Below are 18,751 nucleotides of genomic sequence, written 5' to 3' on the forward strand. Positions count from 1 at the left end.
TTTTGGGGCGCCGCCGCCAGCGCTGGCATGCCCGTTATACTCATGCCCCATTGCCGGTTCCACGGCCCGCGGATCTTATGGATCAAGGGCTTGGGCGCTGGCTTCACAGGAAAAGCGCCTGCCGGCCTCGTCCGTGCGGTGCCCGGAATCTCCAGCCCCATGCGCCTGTCCACGATCAAGCTGTCCGGTTTCAAGTCGTTCGTCGACCCGACCACGTTGCACCTGCCCACCAACATGACCGGCATCGTCGGCCCCAATGGCTGCGGCAAGTCCAACATCATCGATGCGGTGCGCTGGGTGATGGGCGAGAGCTCGGCCAGCCGCCTACGTGGCGATTCGTTGACCGACGTGATCTTTTCCGGCTCTTCGGCACGCAAGCCGGTGTCGCAGGCGACGGTGGAGCTGATCTTCGACAACTCCGACCACACCATCAGTGGCGAGTTCGCCTCGTTCAACGAGATTTCGGTCAAGCGCCTGGTCAGTCGCGACGGCAATAGCGCCTACTACCTCAATGGCACCAAGTGCCGGCGCCGCGACATCACCGATCTGTTCCTGGGCACCGGCCTTGGGCCGCGCAGCTACTCGATCATCGAGCAGGGCATGATCAGCCAAATCATCGAAGCACGCCCGGAAGACCTGCGCGTGTATCTGGAAGAAGCCGCCGGCATTTCCAAGTACAAGGAACGCCGCAAGGAAACCGAAACGCGGATTCGGCATACGCGCGAAAACCTCGACCGTCTGAGCGACCTGCGCGAAGAAATCACCAAGCAATTGGCGCATCTGCAGCGCCAGGCGCGGCAGGCCGAGCAATACCAGGCGTTGCAGGAAGAGCGCCGGATCAAGGATGCCGAGTGGAAGGCGCTGGAATACCGCGGCCTGGATGGTCGGTTGCAGGGCCTGCGCGAGAAGTTGAATCAGGAAGAGACACGCCTGCAGCAATTGATTGCCGAGCAGCGCGATGCCGAAGCACGCATCGAAACCGGCCGCGTGCGCCGCGAAGAAGCCGCCGAAGCGGTGGCCAAGGCACAGGCCGATGTCTACCAGGTCGGTGGCGCCTTGGCGCGTATCGAGCAGCAGATCCAGCATCAGCGCGAACTCTCGCATCGCCTGCACAAGGCGCGCGATGAGGCGCAGAGCCAGCTGCAGGAATTGACCCAGCACATCAGCGGCGACTCGGCCAAATTGAGCGTGCTGCGCGAAGCGGTGGCCACTGCCGAACCGCAACTGGAGCAGCTGCGCGAAGACCACGAATTCCGCCAGGAGTCGCTACGCGAAGCCGAAGCGCGGCTGGCCGACTGGCAGCAGCGCTGGGAAACGCATAACCGCGACACCGGCGAGGCCTCGCGTGCCGGTGAAGTGGAACGCACGCGCGTCGATTATCTGGATCGCCAGGCGCTGGAAGCCGACCGCCGCCGCGAAGCGTTGGTCAATGAGCGCGCTGGGCTCGACCTCGAGGCATTGGCCGAGGCGTTCGAGCAGATCGAACTGCGCCATGAAACCCAGAAGACCTCGCTGGACGGGCTGACCGAGCAGGTCGAGGCGCGCAAGCACGCGCTCGCTGGGCTGCAGGAACAGCAACGCGCCAGCCAGGGCGAGCTGGCCGAAGTGCGCAAGCAGGCGCAGGCCGCGCGCGGTCGGTTGTCGTCGCTGGAAACCTTGCAACAGGCCGCGCTTGGCCAGGAGCAGGGCGCCGCAGTGGCGTGGCTGAAGTCGCGCGGACTGGATTCGTCCGCGCGCGTGGGCGAGCGCATCAGCGTCGAGAGCGGCTGGGAAAATGCAGTCGAAGGCGCCCTGGGGCAGTTGATCGAAGGCGTGCTGGTGGAGGCGCCGGAACAATTGGTCGATGCGCTGGGCGAGTTGGGCGATGGCCGCATCGCGTTGGTGTCCAGTGCGACTGACAATGCGAGCTTCGCGCCGACCTCGCTGGCCGCCAAGGTGCAGGGGCCGATCGCGATCCGTCGGCTGCTTGCGCGTCTGCACACCGCCGAGGACCTGGACGCTGCGCGCACGCTGCAACGCAGCCTGCCCGAAGGCGATTCGGTGATCACCCGCAATGGCGAGCGGCTAGGCGAGGGTTGGGTGCGGGTCTCGCGCTCGGGCGCGGCCAAGCAGGGCGCGCTGCTGCGTGAGCGCGAGATCCAGGAGCTGCGCACCCAGATCGAAACCCTGCAAGAGCGCGAAGCCGAGCTTGAGCACCAGCTGTCCAGCTTCCGCGAACAACTGCTGGCGGCAGAGCAGCAGCGCGAAGACGCGCAGCGCCAGCTGTATATGGCGCACCGCAGCGTCTCCGAACTGGCTGGGCAATTGCAGAGTCAGCAAGGCAAGGTGGACGCGGCGCGCACGCGCATCGAGCGCATCGAAACCGAATTGGCGCAACTGCTGGAAACGCTCGATACCAGCCGCGAGCAGGCACGCGAAGCGCGCGCCAAACTCGAAGACGCGGTCACCTTGATGGGCGATCTGCAGGGCACGCGCGAAGCGCTGGAAAGCGAGCGCCGTCAACTCACCGATGCACGCGATCAGGCGCGAGATGCCGCGCGCGGCGTGCGCGATGCAATGCATGCATTGGCGCTGACGCTGGAGTCGCAACGCACCCAGATCGCATCGCTGAGCCAGACCCTGGAACGCATGGACAGCCAGCGCGGGCAGCTCGATACGCGCCTGGAAGATCTGGTCGCCCAGCTGAGCGAAGGCGATTCGCCGGTGGAAACACTGGAACACGAACACCAGGCCGCGTTGAGCGAGCGCGTACGCACCGAGCGCGCGCTGGGCGAAGCGCGCACCCTGCTCGACAGCATCGACAGCGAGCTGCGCAGCTTCGAACAGACCCGCCAGCAACGCGACGAACAAGCGTTGGCGCAGCGCGAACGCATTTCGCAACGCAAGCTCGATCAACAGGCGCTGGTGCTCAATGCCGAGCAACTGGAAGCGGCGGTGGTCAAGGCAGGCTTCGTGCTGGAAGAGGTGGTCAACGGGTTGCCCGAGTCGGCCAACGTGGCCGAATGGGAAGCGGCCGTTGGCCAGATCGACGGGCGCATGCGTCGCCTGGAGCCGGTGAACCTGGCCGCCATCCAGGAATACGGCGAAGCCGCGCAACGCTCCGAGTATCTGGACGCGCAGAACCTGGACCTCAATACCGCGCTGGAAACGTTGGAAGAGGCCATTCGCAAGATCGATCGCGAGACCCGTGGCCGCTTCAAGGACACCTTCGACCGGGTCAATTCCGGCGTGCAGGCGCTGTACCCGCGCCTGTTCGGCGGCGGCCATGCGTATCTGGAACTCACCGGCGAAGACCTGCTCGACACCGGCGTCACCATCATGGCGCGCCCTCCGGGCAAGCGCGTGTCGAGCATTTCGCTGCTGTCCGGCGGCGAGAAGGCGATGACCGCGGTGGCGCTGGTGTTTGCGATTTTCCAGCTCAACCCGGCGCCGTTCTGCCTGCTCGACGAAGTGGACGCGCCGCTTGACGAAGCCAACGTCGGTCGCCTTGCCAACATGGTGCGCGAGATGAGCGAGAAGGTGCAGTTCCTGTTCGTCAGCCATAACAAGGCCACGATGGAGGCCGCGCGCCAGCTCTCCGGCGTGACCATGCGCGAGCCCGGCGTCAGCCGCCTGGTCAGCGTGGACCTGGAAGAGGCCGCACGTTTGGCGGGTGCGGCATGACGTGCCATGCTTGCCGGAATATCGACACCTGTCACTCTTATGCGGAGGCACGCTGAATGTCCGACATGGCCATGATCCGGATCGGGATCCTGATCGCTGGACTGCTGCTGGTCGCGGCCATCTTCCTGTTTGGTCGCCCGAAGAAATCGCCGCAAGGGCGCCGGGTCGACAAGGGCGAGGGCCAGCCGCGTGAACGGCGCGAACCTGTGATTTCCAGCGAGTTCGGTGCGGAGGGCGACGCTGCAGAACGCGCAGAAGGCGTCGAGCAGAGCGAGCTCAATCTGGAAGGGCAGGATGCTTCCGGCGGCAACGAGGTCGGCAAGCGCCCGAACCAGGATTTCGACAAGATCGTGTCGTTGTTCGTGGCCGCCAAGGCGGGCCAGGTGCTGCGCGGCGAAGATGTGGTGGTGGTGGCCGAGAAGACCGGGCTGGTGTTCGGCCACATGAACGTGTTCCACCGCCTGGTGGAAGGCCATCCGGAACGCGGGCCGATCTTCAGCATGGCCAGCATCCTCAAGCCCGGCAGTTTCGACATGGCCAACATCCGCGAGATGCAGACACCGGCGATTGCGTTTTTCCTCACCTTGCCGGCGCCGATGACGGCGCTGGACGCCTGGGAAAAAATGCTGCCCACCGTGCAGCGCATGGCCGAACTGCTGGATGGCGTTGTATTGGACGACAGCCGCAATGCGTTGGGCCGCCAGCGTGTTGCGCACATCCGCGACGAACTACGCGCCTACGATCGCCAGCACCAAGCACCGCCGCTGACCAAGTCGCCGCGCTGGTGAGTTGACATGTTGAGCCTGCAGGGCGTGTTGGCGGTGGTGTTGCTGCTGGTGCTGTGGGCGATCTTGGCGATGCCGTTGTTGTGGATCTTTACCAGGATCGCCGCACGCCTGCGCAAAAGGCCGCGACATTCGCCCTGGGTGATCGTGGGCTTTGCTGCCGCGATCACGTTGCTGGTCGCGCCTGTGCCAACGCCTTTCGTCAGCGTGTTCGTGCCGCACGCCATCGCGCTGCTGGACCGCCGTTATTACCTGCATCTCCTGCAAGGGCCGCCGATGCTGCACGAGCTGCTACTGTGGAACGCCGGCTCGATGGCGCTGACCTTCGCCATCAGCTATTTCTGGATCCGGCGCACGCTGCGCGCTTCGGAGCCTGAGGCGTTCGATCAGTAGACGTCCAGAGCCCCTCTCCCCACGGGAGAGGGGTTGGGGTGAGGGTACGGGCGAAGCACTCGTGCAGTTGAACAACCTCAGGCTTCGCCCGCACCCTCATCCGCCCCTACGGGGCACTTTCTCCCCCCATAAAGGAGGCAACGTCCCAAGGGGAAAAGGGTTAGCGCTTGGCCTTCCCGAACGCCTCACGGAACCGCAGCATTTCCGCCTCGGTCCCCACGCTGACGCGCACCCGCTTGGGCCAGATCGGCCAGCTGCGGCCGACGATGACGCCCTGCTTCTGCATCGAATCGGCGAACACGCTTGCATCGCGCTTGACGTCCAGCAGGAAGCAGTTGGCTTGCGAGGGCAGGCAGGTGTAGCCCTTGCCCTTGAGCCAGGCGATGGTCTCCTCGCGCACGCGGGCGTTCTCGGCGCGGCGGGTCTGCACCAGCAGCGGGTCGCGCAGGCTGGCGATGCCGGCGGCCATCGCCGGAACCGACGACGGGTTGCTGCCGAATGCGGCAAGCTTGGTCTGCAGGCCGGGCGGGGCCAGGGCGGCACCCAGGCGCAGGCCAGCCATGCCGTAGAGCTTGGAGAAGCTGCGCAGCACGATCAGATCCTGGCGCTGACGCACCAGATCGGCCACCGAGGGCTCGTTGCTGTAGTGGATGTACGCCTCGTCGACCACCAGCACGGCGCTGGCCGGCTTGTTGGCCAGCAACCATTCGATGTCGGCGCGTGGGGTGATGGCGCCAGTGGCGTTGCCGGGGTTGCACAGATACAGCATGCCGGCAGTCGGGTCGGCCTTGGCCATCGCCTTGACGTCGTGCGCGCCATCGGCACGCAGCGGCACCTTGCGTACGGCCACGCCGCGGGCGGTGGCGCTTTCGATCAGCGGGTCGAAGCTGGGGTCGGCGACCACCAGCCCCGCGCGCGCGGACGTCAACAGGCTGCCGGCCCGGTTCAGCGCGTCACGCGAGCCGGGGAACAGCGATAGATGATCGTTGGGCAACTGCAGCTCGCCGGTCATCAGGTTGCGCAGATCGTGCTCCATCTCGAGCAGGTAGCGGCCCGAGCGTGCCAGCGAACGTGTGGCAGCTTCAATCGCTGCCGGGGCGGGCCCGAGCGGATGCTCGTTGAGGTTGAGGTAGACCGTGCCGGCCGCCGCGGCCACGCCCGGCGTTGCCGGGGCCGCGGCGCGCTTGCGGGCCGCCTGGGCTGCGGGTGCCAGCCCCAGTGCGGAAACCGCCACGCCGGTGGTAGCGAGGCTGAGAAACGAACGGCGCGAGACGGGCAACGACACGGGCGAACTCCATAGGCGGCGGGCAAAGAGGGCGCCACGCTAGCCGGTTTGTGTCTGTCTGCCTATCGGGGAATTGCCATAAAACTGGTTGGACGCGTGCGTGCAGGCGTTGGACGGCAAAGACAGGTGGCTGGGTGCGATGGCCGGCTCCTGCCGGGCTCGCTGTCGGCCAGAATGCCGATGGGCGCTGGCGCACCTGGTGCGCATCGACGCAAACGACTTCATCCATCGCTCAGTCATCGCGAACGGCGCCCGCGCCGCTGACCTTGGCATCGGTGTGGCCCGTTAGAATGGGCGGCCCAGAGCCAGCCCTGCGATCGTATGACTGCCAGCCCGGATCCCGCTCAGCGCATCGATGCCCTGCGCCGTCGAATCGAAGACGCCAACTACCGGTATCACGTACTCGACGAGCCGCAGATGGCCGATGCCGATTACGACAAGCTGATGCGCGAGCTTGAGGCCTTGGAGCGCGCGCACCCGGAATTGGCCAGCGCCGATTCGCCAACCCAGCGCGTCGGCCATCTGGCCGCCTCGCGGTTTGCCGAAGTGCGGCATGCCATGCCGATGCTGTCGTTGGGCAATGCCTTCAGCGATGAGGAAGTGACCGAGTTCGTGCGGCGCATCAGCGAGCGGCTGGAGGTCAGACAACCGCTGTTTTCGGCCGAACCCAAACTCGATGGCCTGGCGATCAGCCTGCGCTACGAAAATGGCGAGTTCGTGCAGGGCGCCACGCGCGGCGATGGCGCCACCGGCGAGGATGTCAGCGCCAACCTGCGCACCGTCAAAGCGATTCCGTTGCGTCTGCGCGGCGAGGGTTGGCCGCGGGTGCTGGAAGTGCGCGGCGAGGTCTACATGCCACGTGCTGCGTTCGAAGCCTACAACGCGCAGATGCGTGCCCAGGGCGGCAAGATACTGGCCAACCCGCGCAATGGCGCGGCCGGCTCGCTGCGGCAGCTGGATGCGCGCATCACCGCGCAGCGCCCGCTGAGCTTCTTCGCCTACGGCGTTGGCGAAGTGAGCGAAGGCGCATTGCCTCAGGCCCATTCGGCGATCCTGGCGCAGCTGCGCGCGTGGGGTTTTCCGGTCAGCGCGCTGGTCGAGGTCGTGCAGGGCAGCGATGGTCTGCTGGCGTATTACCAGCGCATCGGTGAGGCGCGCGATGGCCTGGCCTTCGATATCGATGGCGTGGTGTACAAGCTCGACGATCTGGCCGGGCAACGCGAAATGGGCTTCGTCTCGCGCGCGCCGCGTTGGGCGATCGCGCACAAGTTCCCCGCACAGGAGCAGTCCACCACGGTGGAGGCGATCGAGATCCAGATCGGCCGCACCGGTGCGGCCACGCCGGTGGCGCGCCTGAAGCCGGTGCATGTGGCCGGGGTGATCGTCACCAATGCCACGCTGCACAACGCCGACCAGATCGCGCGGCTGGATGTGCGCGTGGGCGACACGGTGATCGTGCGCCGCGCCGGTGATGTCATCCCTGAAGTGGCCGCGGTGGTGGCCGACCAGCGCCCGCCCGGCACCCAGGCCTGGCAGATGCCCACGCAGTGCCCGGTGTGCGGTTCGGAGATCGTGCGCGAAGAAGGCCAGGCGGTCTGGCGCTGTTCCGGCGAGTTGACCTGCCCGGCGCAGCGCAAGGAGGCGTTTCGGCATTTCGTCTCGCGGCGCGCGATGGATGTGGACGGCCTGGGCGAAAAATTCATCGAAGTGCTGGTCGACAGTGGCCTGGTGAAGGGCGTGGCCGACCTGTATCTGCTGAGCGTGGACCAGCTGCTGCAATTGCGCCTGATCAGCACGGCCGACAGCCCGCACGCGTTCTTGCGCGAGGCGCGCGAGCATCTGGCCAGCGGTGCATATGCGCAGCTGGAAGCCAGCGTGGTCGGGATCGGCGTGGACCTGGCCGGGGAGCGCGACGTGCCGCAGACCTGGCAGGCCGATCTGCTCCGCGCAGGCTTGCCGAGCTTCGACTGGAACCGCAAGAAGATCGCCACCAAGTGGGCGGAGAATCTGATCGAGGCGATCGAAATATCGCGCGATACCACGCTGGAGCGTTTTCTGTTTGCGCTGGGCATCGAGCATGTGGGCGAAAGCACGGCCAAGGCCTTGTCGGCCTGGTTCGGCGATCTGGAATTGATCCGGCATCTGCCGTGGCCGCTGTTCAAGCGCGTGCCGGATATCGGCGGCGAAGTGGCGCGCTCGCTGGGGCACTTCTTCGATCAGGCCGGCAATCAGAAGGCCATCGATCATCTGCTGGCGCGCAAGGTGCGCATCGGCGACACCCATCCGCCTTCGCCGAAGCTGCGCGGCGAGCTGAGCTTGGCCAATTTGCTGGAGGACCTGGAGATTCCCAAGGTGACGCCGATTCGCGCCGCCCAGATCGCGACTGCGTTTGGTTCCATCGATGCCCTGCGCAATGGCGGTCCCGAGCCTCTCGTCGAAGCCGGTGTACCGCAGTCAGTGGCCGAGTCGCTCGCGGCCTGGCTGTTGGTGCCGGCCAACGATACGCTCGCGGTTAATGCCCAGAGAAAGCTTTCCGAGCTGCTGGCGATGCTGCCGGAGGCCGGCGAGGAAAAGACCGGCCCGCTCGATGGCCAGACCGTGGTCATCACCGGGACGCTGGCTGCGCTGACGCGCGATGCGGCCAAGCAGCGGCTGGAAGCGCTGGGCGCCAAGGTCGCCGGTAGCGTCTCCAAGAAGACCGCGTTTCTGGTGGCCGGCGAAGAAGCCGGTTCCAAGCTCGACAAGGCGCAATCGCTGGGCGTGGAGATCTGGGACGAAGCGCGTTTGCTGGCCTTCCTGGGCGACCACGGCCAACAGCCATGAACACGGCGCAGGTCGATCTGGCCGCGCTGCAGTTGCGGGCGCGGCTCAACGCCGCGATCCGCGACTTTTTCGCCGAACGCGGCGTGCTAGAGGTGGAAACGCCGGTGCTTTCGGAGGCCGGCAATACAGAACCGAATATCGAGAGTTTCAGTACCCGCTTCACCGGCCATGTCGATGCCGGCGCGCCGCTGCGCTGGTTGCGCACCTCGCCGGAATATCCGCTCAAACGCCTGCTTGCCGCCGGCGTGGGCGATTGCTACGAACTGGGGCGGGTGTTTCGCAATGGCGAAGCCGGTGGCCGTCACAATCCCGAGTTCAGCATGCTCGAATGGTATCGGGTGGGTTGGAACGATCGCAGTCTGGCGCAGGAGACCATCGAACTGGTGCGTCGCGCGCTGGCGCTGGTCGGGCGCCAGGCGAGGGTGCAGGTGCTGACGTATCGCGCGCTCTTCGTGCAGACGTTGGGCATCGACCCATTGTGCGATCCGATCGAAACGCTACACGCCGCCTTGCATGACGTGGCGATCGATCCTGTGGGTCTGACCCGCGACGATTGGCTGGACCTGCTGATGACCCATCGCATCCAGCCGGGCTTTGCCAGCGATACCCTGACGGTGGTGCACGATTGGCCGGCCAGTCAATGTGCGTTGGCGCGGATCCGCCACGACGACCCACCGGTGGCCGAGCGCTTCGAGCTGTATCTGGGCAGTTTCGAGGTGGCCAATGGCTATCACGAATTGAACGATGCGCAGGAGCAGCGTGCGCGCTTCGTGCGCGACAATGCCGTGCGTGCAGCACGTGGATTGCCGCAACTGCCACTGGACGAACGCCTGCTGGCGGTGTTGTCGCAGTTGCCCGACTGCGCCGGTGTGGCGGTGGGCGTGGATCGCCTGTTGATGGCCTTGCGCGGCACTACGCAGATTGCCGACGTGCTGGCGTTCGACTTCGCCCGCGCCTGAGTCATCTGGCTGTCATCGGCGCCGTATTGCTATCTTCACATCGATGATGCTCTCATCTTCGCGTCCACGGGGGCGCGACGAAGATCGTTCGGGGTGAGGATTGTCGGCATGAAGTGGCTGGTCAGCTTATGCGGTTTGTGGTGCTTGCCGCTGCTGCTCGCCGATGCGCGCGCGTCCGACCGCGCAGCCGGCGTGGTGCGCTGCGAGTCCAAGGACCTGGCGCGCGTGCATTGCGCGATGGAGACCGCCCAGGGCGTGCAACTGGTGCGCCAGCTCTCCGAAACCAGCTGCATCCGCGGTAGCGAATGGGATGTCGAACGCGATGGCGTGTGGGTCGAACAAGGCTGCCGCGCGGAATTCGCAGCGACCCGTGCGCAGACCGCAACCGTGATGCGCCGCGTGGTCCGCTGCGATTCCAATGGCGGCACGGTGGCGTGCCCGGTGGTGCTGCGTGGCGCGCCGGTGCGTCTGCTGCGGCAACGCTCGATGTGGCCGTGCAAGGAAGGGCGCACCTGGGGCGTTCGCCGCAACGAAATCTGGGTCTCGCGTGGATGCGATGGCGAATTCGAGGTGGGTGCAGAAGATGGCTCCGGCTTCGTCGCGGTGCCGCGCATGGTCACCTGCGAATCGAAGAAAAGTGCGCGGCGCACCTGTGGCGTGTCGGTGGAACGCGCGGTGCGCCTTGGCCGGCAGATGTCCAAAACGCCATGCGTGGAGGGCCAGACCTGGGGCTGGAGCCGCGACGGGGTGTGGGTGAACGACGGCTGCCGCGCCGAGTTCATCGTCGACTAAGAGCAGGTGACACAACGTCGCGCGCAGTCGTCGGGTGGAAAGACGACGCGCAATAGCCGCAGTGTACGAGTGGTACCTGCCTTCCGAGCAGCGGCCGCGCCCGCCTTCCGGCTGCACAGTGGTTTGGTCGGCCGCGCCAGGGCCGCGCGGTCGTGCAGCGGCGCAGGCGCTGCGCGCGCCTTACAATGGACGCATGAACGACAGCGCCCATATCGATTACGCCCGCTACGACCACATCCGGCCACTGCTGTGGACCGGCGATGCCCTTGAATTGCTCGACCAACGCAAACTGCCCTTCGAGGTGGCGCATGTGCGGTGCGACAGCAGCGACGCGGTGGCCGAGGCGATCCATTCGCTGGCCGTGCGCGGTGCGCCGGCGATCGGCATTGCGGCCGGGTGGGGCGTGGTACTGGCCGCGCGCGACATCGCTGCCGACGACGGCAGCGCTGCGCTGCAGAAGCTCGAGCCGGCGCTGCTGCGGCTCAACGCGGCGCGTCCGACCGCCGTCAACCTGGCCTGGGCGCTGATGCGCATGCGCCGGGTGCTGGGCGCGGCGGGCGCCGATTGGCGCGAGGTGATCGCGCGCGAGGCGCAGGCCATCGCCGATGAAGACCTGGCCGCCAACCGCCACATGGGCGCGCTTGGCGCCGCACTGATCGCACCGGGCAGTGGCGTGCTGACCCATTGCAACACCGGCTCGCTGGCCACCGCTGGCTTTGGCACCGCACTGGGCGTGATCCGCGCCGGCATGGCGCAACAGCGCATTGCCAAGGTGTTCGCCGGAGAAACCCGGCCGTGGCTGCAGGGCGCGCGCCTGACCGTGTGGGAGCTGCATCAGGACGGTATCGACGCGACCCTGATCGCCGACTCGGCGGCCTCGCATCTGATGAAATCCGGGCTGGTGCAGTGGGTGATCGTCGGCGCCGATCGCATCTGCGCCAATGGCGATACCGCCAACAAGATCGGCACCTACCAGCTGGCCATCGCCGCCCGCCACCATGGCGTGAAGTTCATGGTGGTGGCGCCGTCGTCCACGGTGGATATGGCAACGGCCAGCGGGGACCAGATCGAGATCGAGCAACGCGATCCCGGCGAGTTGTTCGGCGTGGGCGGGGTCAGGACGGTGGCCGATGGCATCCACGCCTGGAACCCGGTCTTCGACGTGACCCCAGGCGATCTGATCGACGCGATCGTCACCGAACGCGGCGTGATCGCGCAGCCGGACCTGGCGCGGATGCAGGCCGCCTTCGGCAGCTGAGCCCGGGGCCGGCCGCCCGGCTTCCAACGCCGCCCAAACTCCCTGCAAGTGCTTGTTTCTGGCTGGTAAAGCGGAGGCGTCGGGATGCCCTGCCGTGGTACAATCCGGCGCTTGAATCGATCGGCGGGAGCGTGGGGTCGGCAGCCTGATGCAAGGGCGCTCCCGACGCGGCTTTCCGGCTCGCCCGCCACCTCACTTACGGAACCCGAATGGCAGAAACCGCCAAGGAAATCATCCAGGTCAACCTGGAAGACGAGATGCGCAAGAGCTATCTCGATTACGCCATGAGCGTGATCGTGGGCCGCGCACTCCCCGATGCCCGTGATGGCCTCAAGCCTGTGCACCGGCGCGTGCTGTACGCGATGCACGAGCTGGGCGCACACAGCAACAAGGCCTACTTCAAGTCGGCGCGTATCGTCGGCGACGTCATCGGTAAATACCATCCTCACGGCGACCAGTCGGTGTACGACACGCTGGTGCGCATGGCGCAGCCGTTCTCGCTGCGTTACATGATGGTCGACGGTCAGGGTAACTTCGGTTCGGTCGACGGCGACTCCGCCGCGGCGATGCGATACACCGAGTCGCGCATGTCGCGGCTGGCGCATGAGTTGATGGCCGACATCGACAAGGAAACCGTCGACTTCCAGCCCAACTATGACGAGAAGGAACAGGAGCCGACGGTCATGCCGACCCGGTTCCCGAGCCTGCTGGTCAATGGCTCGGCCGGTATCGCGGTGGGCATGGCCACCAATATCCCGCCGCATAACCTGACCGAAGCGATCAATGCCTGCATCGCGCTGATCGACACGCCCGAGCTGGATGTCGAAGGCCTGATGGAATACATCCCCGGCCCGGATTTCCCCACCGCCGGCATCATCAACGGTACCGCCGGCATCGCGGCCGGCTACCGCACCGGCCGTGGCCGTGTACGCATCCGCGCCAAGGCCGATGTGGAAGTGGCCGACAACGGTCGCGAAGCGATCGTCGTGACCGAGATCCCGTACCAGGTCAACAAGGCGCGGCTGATCGAGAAGATCGCCGAGCTGGTCAAGGAAAAGAAGCTCGAAGGCATCAGCGAGCTACGCGATGAGTCCGACAAGGACGGCATGCGCATCTACATCGAAGTCAAGCGCGGCGAATCTGCCGAGGTTGTGCTCAACAACCTGTATCAGCAGACCCAGATGGAGGCGGTGTTCGGCATCAACATGGTGGCGCTGATCGATGGCCGCCCGCAGTTGATGAACCTCAAGCAGATGCTGGAGGCGTTCATCCGCCACCGCCGCGAGGTGGTCACCCGCCGCACCATTTTCGAACTGCGCAAGGCGCGTGCGCGTGCGCACGTGCTGGAAGGCCTGACCGTTGCGTTGGCCAACATCGATGAAATGATCGAGTTGATCAAGACCTCGGCCAACCCGCAGGAAGCGCGCGAGCGCATGCTGGCCAAGACCTGGCAACCGGGCCTGGTGGGTGCGCTGCTGGGCGCGGCCGGCGCAGAAGCCTCCAAACCGGAAGATCTGCCGCCGGGCGTGGGCCTGATCCAGGGCTTCTACCAGCTCAGCGAAGTGCAGGCTGCGCAGATCCTGGAAATGCGTCTGCATCGTCTGACCGGCCTGGAACAGGAAAAGCTGACCGACGAGTACAAGCAATTGCTCGGCGTCATCGAAGGCCTGATCCGCATCCTGGAAAACCCGGATGTGCTGCTGCAGGTGATCCGCGACGAGTTGATCAATGTCCGCGAAGAATACGGCGATGAACGCCGCACCGAGATCCGTCACAGCGAAGAAGATCTGGACATTCTGGATCTGATCGCGCCGGAAGACGTGGTGGTGACGCTGTCGCACGCCGGGTATGCCAAGCGCCAGCCGGTGAGCGCGTATCGCGCGCAGCGCCGTGGTGGCCGTGGCCGCTCTGCCGCAGCGACCAAGGAAGAAGATTTCATCGACCAGCTGTGGCTGGTCAACACGCACGACACGCTGCTGACCTTCACCAGCAGCGGCAAGGTGTTCTGGCTGCCGGTGCATCAGTTGCCGGAAGCCGGCTCCAATGCGCGCGGCAGGCCGATCATCAACTGGATTCCGCTGGAATCGGGCGAGCGCGTGCAGGCCGTGCTGCCGGTGCGCGAATACGCCGACAACCGCTACGTGTTCTTCGCCACGCGCAACGGCACGGTCAAGAAGACGCCGTTGAGCGAATTCGCCTTCCGTCTGGCGCGCGGCAAGATCGCCATCAACCTGGACGAGGGCGATGCGCTGGTCGGTGTGGCCTTGACCGATGGCGACCGCGACGTGCTGCTGTTCGCTTCCAACGGCAAGACCGTGCGCTTTGGCGAATCCACCGTGCGTTCGATGGGCCGTACCGCCACCGGTGTGCGCGGTATCCGTCTGACCAAGGGCGAGGAAGTGGTCAGCCTGATCGTGGCCGAGCGTGCTGGCGGTGTCGAAGAAGAGATCGAAGGCGACGAGGTCGATGATGTGGTGGAAGCCACCGATGGCGGCGAGTCTGCCGTGATCGAGGTCGCCGACGACGGCAACGTGGCCTACATTTTGACGGCCACCGAGAACGGCTACGGCAAGCGCACCCCGCTGACCGAATACCCGCGCAAGGGGCGTGGCACCCAGGGCGTGATCGGTATCCAGACCACCGAGCGCAACGGCAAACTGGTGCGTGCGGTGCTGCTGGGCGCCACCGACGAAGTGCTGTTGATTTCCGATGGCGGCACGCTGGTGCGCACGCGTGGTTCGGAGATCTCGCGCGTCGGTCGTAACACGCAGGGCGTCACGTTGATCCGTTTGTCCAAGGGCGAAAAGTTGCAGGCGGTTGAACGCCTGGATGCATCGCTGGATGAAGTGGATGAGGGAGTGGACGAAGCAAGCGCAAGCGTGAGCGAAACGCCGCCGACCGACGCGTGATTGCAGCGCTAACGCGACGCAGTTGACCAAAAACGCCGGTGAAAACCGGCGTTTTTTATTGCGCGAAGTTTTTTGGATCGCCACGCTTTATGGCGGGCGTTGACATCTGCAACGCAGTGTCTTCATGCGTTCGCCGCAAAGATCGCGACTCTTTCACTGACACGGGTCGAAGGTTGTGGGCGGTGCGGCGGCGTTGCGTCGCCGCCGAGTCGAAGAGGAACAACGGATGACGATTCTGGATCGTCCTGCCGGTCGCGGCCATTGGGCGCTGGCGACCTTGGGAGGCGTGATTGCACTACTGGGCGCGGTGCTGCTTGCCGGTGGCGTGTGGCTGGCTGCGTTGGGCGGCTCCTGGTATTACGCACCGGCCGGTGCGGCGATGCTCGTTGCCGGCGTGCTGCTGTTTCGTGGCCGCAATGCGGGCGCCTGGTGGTTTGCCGGCGTGGTGGCGGTTTCGTTGCTGTGGACGTGGTGGGAATCAGGCAGCGATTACTGGCGCTGGGTGCCGCGTCTGGGCCTGATTGTCGGCCTGGCATTGGTGCTCGCCTTGCTATTGCCGAAATTGCAGCGCCCCGTGTCGCGCACGGTATCGCGCAGCCTGGCCGGTGCGCTGGCGGTGGTATTTGTGGTGGCGTTCGCATTGGCGTTCATGCCGCATGGCGTGACTGAAGCCGATGGCGCGCTGGCGCATGCGGCAGGCGTGCTCGGGGGCCTGGTCACCCGCGACACATCCGCCCCGGTTGCGGCGTCTGGCGCGCAGCCGGCGAATGCACCTGCCGACGGCGATTGGGCCGCGTACGGACGCAGCCAGGCCGGCCAACGCTATTCGCCGCTGCAGCAGATCAATCGCGACAATGTGACGCAGCTGCAGCAAGCCTGGCTTTTCCACACCGGCGATTTGCCGAACAAGCGCTGGGGTGCGGAAACCACGCCGCTGAAGGTGGGCGACAGCCTGTATCTGTGCACTGCGCGCAACCAGGTGATAGCGCTGGATGCCGCCAGCGGCAAGCAGCGCTGGCGCTACGATCCCAAGGTCAAGGACGAGGCGATCCCGTACACGGCGGCATGCCGTGGCGTCTCGTATTACGAAGTACCGGCGGCTGCCGACGTTGCGGATGCTGGAGCAACGACAGCGCTATGCCGCACGCGCGTGATCGAAGGCACGCTCGACGGGCGCTTGATTGCGCTGGACGCACGCAGCGGCACGCCGTGCCCGGATTTCGGCAGCAACGGTCAGGTGGATATCACCGTCGGTATGGGCGAGACGCCGCCTGGCTATGTGTCGATCAATTCGCCGCCGGCCATCGTGCGCGGCGTGGTGGTCACCGGGCATCAGGTGCTCGACGGGCAGAAGCGTTACGAGCCCTCCGGTGTGATCGAAGGTTTCGATGCGGTGACCGGCAAGTTGCGCTGGGCCTGGGACATGACGCATCCGGAATGGAACGGCGCACCGCCGCCGGGCCAGAGCTGGACGCGCGGCACGCCCAATATGTGGACCACCGCCGCAGCCGATGAGCAGTTGGGCTACGTGTATCTGCCGATGGGCAATTCCACCGCCGATTACTGGAGCAGCTCGCGCACGCCGCAGGAGAACCGTTATGCGACCTCGCTGGTGGCGCTGGATGTCACCACCGGCAAGCCGGTGTGGAATTTCCAGACCACGCACATCGATGCCTGGGATTACGACCTGGGCTCGCAGCCGAGCCTGATCGACTTCCCCAAGGACGGCGTCAACGTGCCGGCGGTGCTGTTGCCGAGCAAGCAGGGCGAGCTGTACGTGCTAGATCGGCGTACCGGCAAGCCGCTGGTGGGCGTGGAAGAGCGTACGGTGCCAGGCGGTGGCGTGGAGCCTCAGATGCGTGCCAAGACGCAGCCGTTCTCGCTGTATCACACGCTGCGCAAGCCGGACCTGAGCGAGCGCGACATGTGGGGCATGACTCCGATCGACCAGCTGGTTTGCCGGATCCAGTTTCGCAAGGCCAGTTACAAGGGCATTTACACGCCGCCGGAAGCGGACCGGCATTCGATCGAGTACCCCGGTTACAACGGCGGTTCGGATTGGGGCAGCGTGGCGGTGGATCCGCACCGCGGTGTGATCGTGGCCAACTACAACGACATGCCCAACTACAACCTGCTGGTGCCGCGCGCCAAGGCCGACAAGCTGGGCTGGGCACCGCGCGATGAAGTGCGTGGCGATGCCGGCGGCGCGGAAGGCGCAGGCGACCCGCAGACCGGCACGCCGTATGCAGTCAACGTCAATGCCGGCTGGCGTCTGCCGTTCACCAAGTTGCTGTGCAAGGAACCGCCGTACGGCGGCATCCGCGCCATCGATCTGGCCAGTGGCAAGACCCTGTGGGACCGCCCCTTCGGCAGTGCGCGTGGCAATGGCCCGTTCGGCATCCGTTCCGGCCTCCCGATCGAAATCGGTACACCGAACAATGGTGGCGCGGTGGTGACGGCAAGCGGTTTGATCTTCATTGCCGCCGCCACCGACGACCTGATCCGCGCGATCGATCTGGCCACCGGCAAGGAGCTGTGGCATGCCAAGTTGCCGGCCGGCGGCCAGGCCAACCCGATGGTGTACGAATACGGTGGCCGCGAGTATCTGGTCATCATGGCCGGCGGGCACCACTTCATGGAGACACCGGCAGGCGATGCGGTGATCGCCTACGCGTTACCGCTTAAAGCGCAGTGATTTCGGAGACGAGCGAGATCGGCTGCTAAAGCGGCACGCAAACGCCTGCGTAGGCGCCATGCCACGTGGCCCGTGTCTGGAATCGGAGTGTGCCAATGCAGACAGACATTTTGATTTCGGGCGCGAGTCGTCCGCCGACAGCTAACGATGGATCGCATCATTCGTCAGGGGCTCAGGAACGTTGAAGCATGAAAAAGCGCACCGCAAGCGGTGCGCTTTTTCGCTGAAGAAAATCGCGGGGTAAGCGCTCGGCTACCTCGGCAAGACAACGCTGATGCGCCCAGCGCTTGCCCACATGACGCATCGCGCCGCACGCTTTCCCGGTTCCCGGTTCCCGGTTCCCGAATCCCGAATCCCGAATCCCGGTTCCCGGTTCCCGGTTCCCGAATCCCGAATCCCGAATCCCGAATCCCGAATCATCCGACGTTCGCCGCCACCTCATCGTCCTGCACCGCATCGCGCACATCCTGTGCCAGCGTCGCCTTGACGATGATCGAGCGGATCGCATCGGTGGCCTCGGACAGCGGCACATCGTTGCTCAGGCGCTGGAAGGTGTCGCGGCTGTTGTAGCCGGAGCCATCCTTCAGGTAATGCTCGTACATCGACAACAGATCCTGGCAGGCCGTGATCAGTGCAGCGACATTGCCACGCACCAGTGCGTGACCGATCTGATCGAAACTGTGCAGGCAATCGGCAAGCCAGTGCAGGTCGTAGCGCGCGGTGGTCGGCTCGGGGGCGTTGTGGCCGCGGCTGTAGGCGCTGTAGCGACGCAGGCTACGTGCCACGCGCGCCACATGCGCGAACAGCGTGCCGATCTCGCTGGCGATATCCAGCCGCTGCACCAACACCATGGGAATCACCTGGCCGGCAGCGGCCGCCTGCTGCTCGGAGGCGTTCTGCTCATGCTGTTCCAGCGATTGCTTGAGCACGGCATAGCTACGCTGCAGCGATTCCAGTTCCAGCGTGGTGGCCGCCGCACGCGCCTTCAGTTGCGACAGCGCCGCCTGATAGCGGCCAAGGCTGTCCTGCGTGCTGGCAAGCTCGCCGGATTCGGCACGCAGCTGGCGGCCACGTACGAACGCCAGCCCGGTAGCGATCAGCGCCCAGAGTGCGAATGCAGGCACCAGGTAGATCAGGATGCCCATGGGGATTCCTCGAAACGTTGCATATCTTGTCGGCCTGCAACGCG

The 18,751-nt window shown here is 65.5% G+C and carries 11 protein-coding genes and 1 other RNA gene; 9 read left to right on the plus strand and 3 right to left on the minus strand.

Features of this window, described 5'->3' with window-relative positions; genetic code table 11:
• Window positions 1-159: 159 nt before the first annotated feature.
• Genes smc through AMD14_RS08770 form a run of 3 tightly spaced genes read left to right on the plus strand, consistent with a single transcriptional unit; the run spans window position 160 to window position 4,841 of the window.
• Entirely contained in the window at window positions 160-3,663 is a 3,504-nt protein-coding gene (smc, locus tag AMD14_RS08760; RefSeq protein ID WP_015463053.1) for a chromosome segregation protein SMC, read from the plus strand.
• 56 nt (window positions 3,664-3,719) lie between these two features.
• Window positions 3,720-4,451, plus strand: coding sequence for a cell division protein ZipA (zipA, locus tag AMD14_RS08765; RefSeq protein WP_011051037.1), 732 nt, complete (start codon window positions 3,720-3,722; stop codon window positions 4,449-4,451).
• A 6-nt stretch (window positions 4,452-4,457) separates the two neighbouring features.
• Window positions 4,458-4,841 (plus strand): hypothetical protein, encoded by a 384-nt coding sequence (locus AMD14_RS08770; protein ID WP_011051038.1) that lies wholly within the window; start codon window positions 4,458-4,460, stop codon window positions 4,839-4,841.
• Between the two features lie 160 nt (window positions 4,842-5,001).
• Here the strand turns inward: AMD14_RS08770 and AMD14_RS08775 are convergent, their stop codons facing one another.
• Window positions 5,002-6,126, minus strand: coding sequence for a pyridoxal phosphate-dependent aminotransferase (locus AMD14_RS08775; RefSeq protein ID WP_011051039.1), 1,125 nt, complete (start codon window positions 6,124-6,126; stop codon window positions 5,002-5,004).
• A gap of 321 nt (window positions 6,127-6,447) precedes the next feature.
• On the opposite strand from AMD14_RS08775, the gene ligA reads away from it, so the two are divergent.
• The 3 genes from ligA (at window position 6,448) to AMD14_RS08790 (ending at window position 10,700) form a co-directional block, all read left to right on the plus strand.
• Window positions 6,448-8,949, plus strand: a complete 2,502-nt coding sequence (gene ligA / locus AMD14_RS08780) for an NAD-dependent DNA ligase LigA (RefSeq protein WP_011051040.1) — start codon at window positions 6,448-6,450, stop codon at window positions 8,947-8,949.
• A complete protein-coding gene (gene epmA / locus AMD14_RS08785; RefSeq protein WP_011051041.1) occupies window positions 8,946-9,908 on the plus strand; it encodes an EF-P lysine aminoacylase EpmA in 963 nt (320 codons plus the stop codon). Before ligA ends, epmA begins: the two co-directional genes overlap by 4 nt.
• 108 nt (window positions 9,909-10,016) lie before the next feature.
• Window positions 10,017-10,700 carry a DUF3011 domain-containing protein gene (locus AMD14_RS08790; RefSeq protein ID WP_003485848.1) on the plus strand — a complete coding sequence of 228 codons (684 nt, stop codon included), beginning with the start codon at window positions 10,017-10,019 and terminating at the stop codon, window positions 10,698-10,700.
• 4 nt (window positions 10,701-10,704) lie between these two features.
• Here the strand turns inward: AMD14_RS08790 and AMD14_RS23135 are convergent.
• A non-coding RNA gene (locus AMD14_RS23135) (sX9 sRNA) lies at window positions 10,705-10,778 on the minus strand.
• Between the two features lie 115 nt (window positions 10,779-10,893).
• On the opposite strand from AMD14_RS23135, the gene mtnA reads away from it, so the two are divergent.
• The 3 genes from mtnA (at window position 10,894) to AMD14_RS08805 (ending at window position 17,562) form a co-directional block, all read left to right on the plus strand.
• Window positions 10,894-11,958, plus strand: coding sequence for an S-methyl-5-thioribose-1-phosphate isomerase (gene mtnA, locus AMD14_RS08795; RefSeq protein WP_011051043.1), 1,065 nt, complete (start codon window positions 10,894-10,896; stop codon window positions 11,956-11,958).
• 209 nt (window positions 11,959-12,167) lie between these two features.
• Window positions 12,168-14,867, plus strand: coding sequence for a DNA gyrase subunit A (gene gyrA, locus AMD14_RS08800; RefSeq protein ID WP_005914880.1), 2,700 nt, complete (start codon window positions 12,168-12,170; stop codon window positions 14,865-14,867).
• A 226-nt stretch (window positions 14,868-15,093) separates the two neighbouring features.
• The gene (locus tag AMD14_RS08805) at window positions 15,094-17,562 is read left to right on the plus strand and encodes a membrane-bound PQQ-dependent dehydrogenase, glucose/quinate/shikimate family (RefSeq protein WP_015463054.1); all 2,469 of its coding nucleotides are present in this window, start codon (window positions 15,094-15,096) and stop codon (window positions 17,560-17,562) included.
• A 416-nt stretch (window positions 17,563-17,978) separates the two neighbouring features.
• On the opposite strand, the gene AMD14_RS24620 is transcribed toward AMD14_RS08805, so the two are convergent.
• Window positions 17,979-18,707, minus strand: coding sequence for a hypothetical protein (locus AMD14_RS24620; protein ID WP_005914878.1), 729 nt, complete (start codon window positions 18,705-18,707; stop codon window positions 17,979-17,981).
• Between the last annotated feature and the right edge of the window lie 44 nt (window positions 18,708-18,751).

The organism is Xanthomonas citri pv. citri, assembly GCF_000961215.1.
Taxonomy (GTDB): domain Bacteria; phylum Pseudomonadota; class Gammaproteobacteria; order Xanthomonadales; family Xanthomonadaceae; genus Xanthomonas; species Xanthomonas cissicola.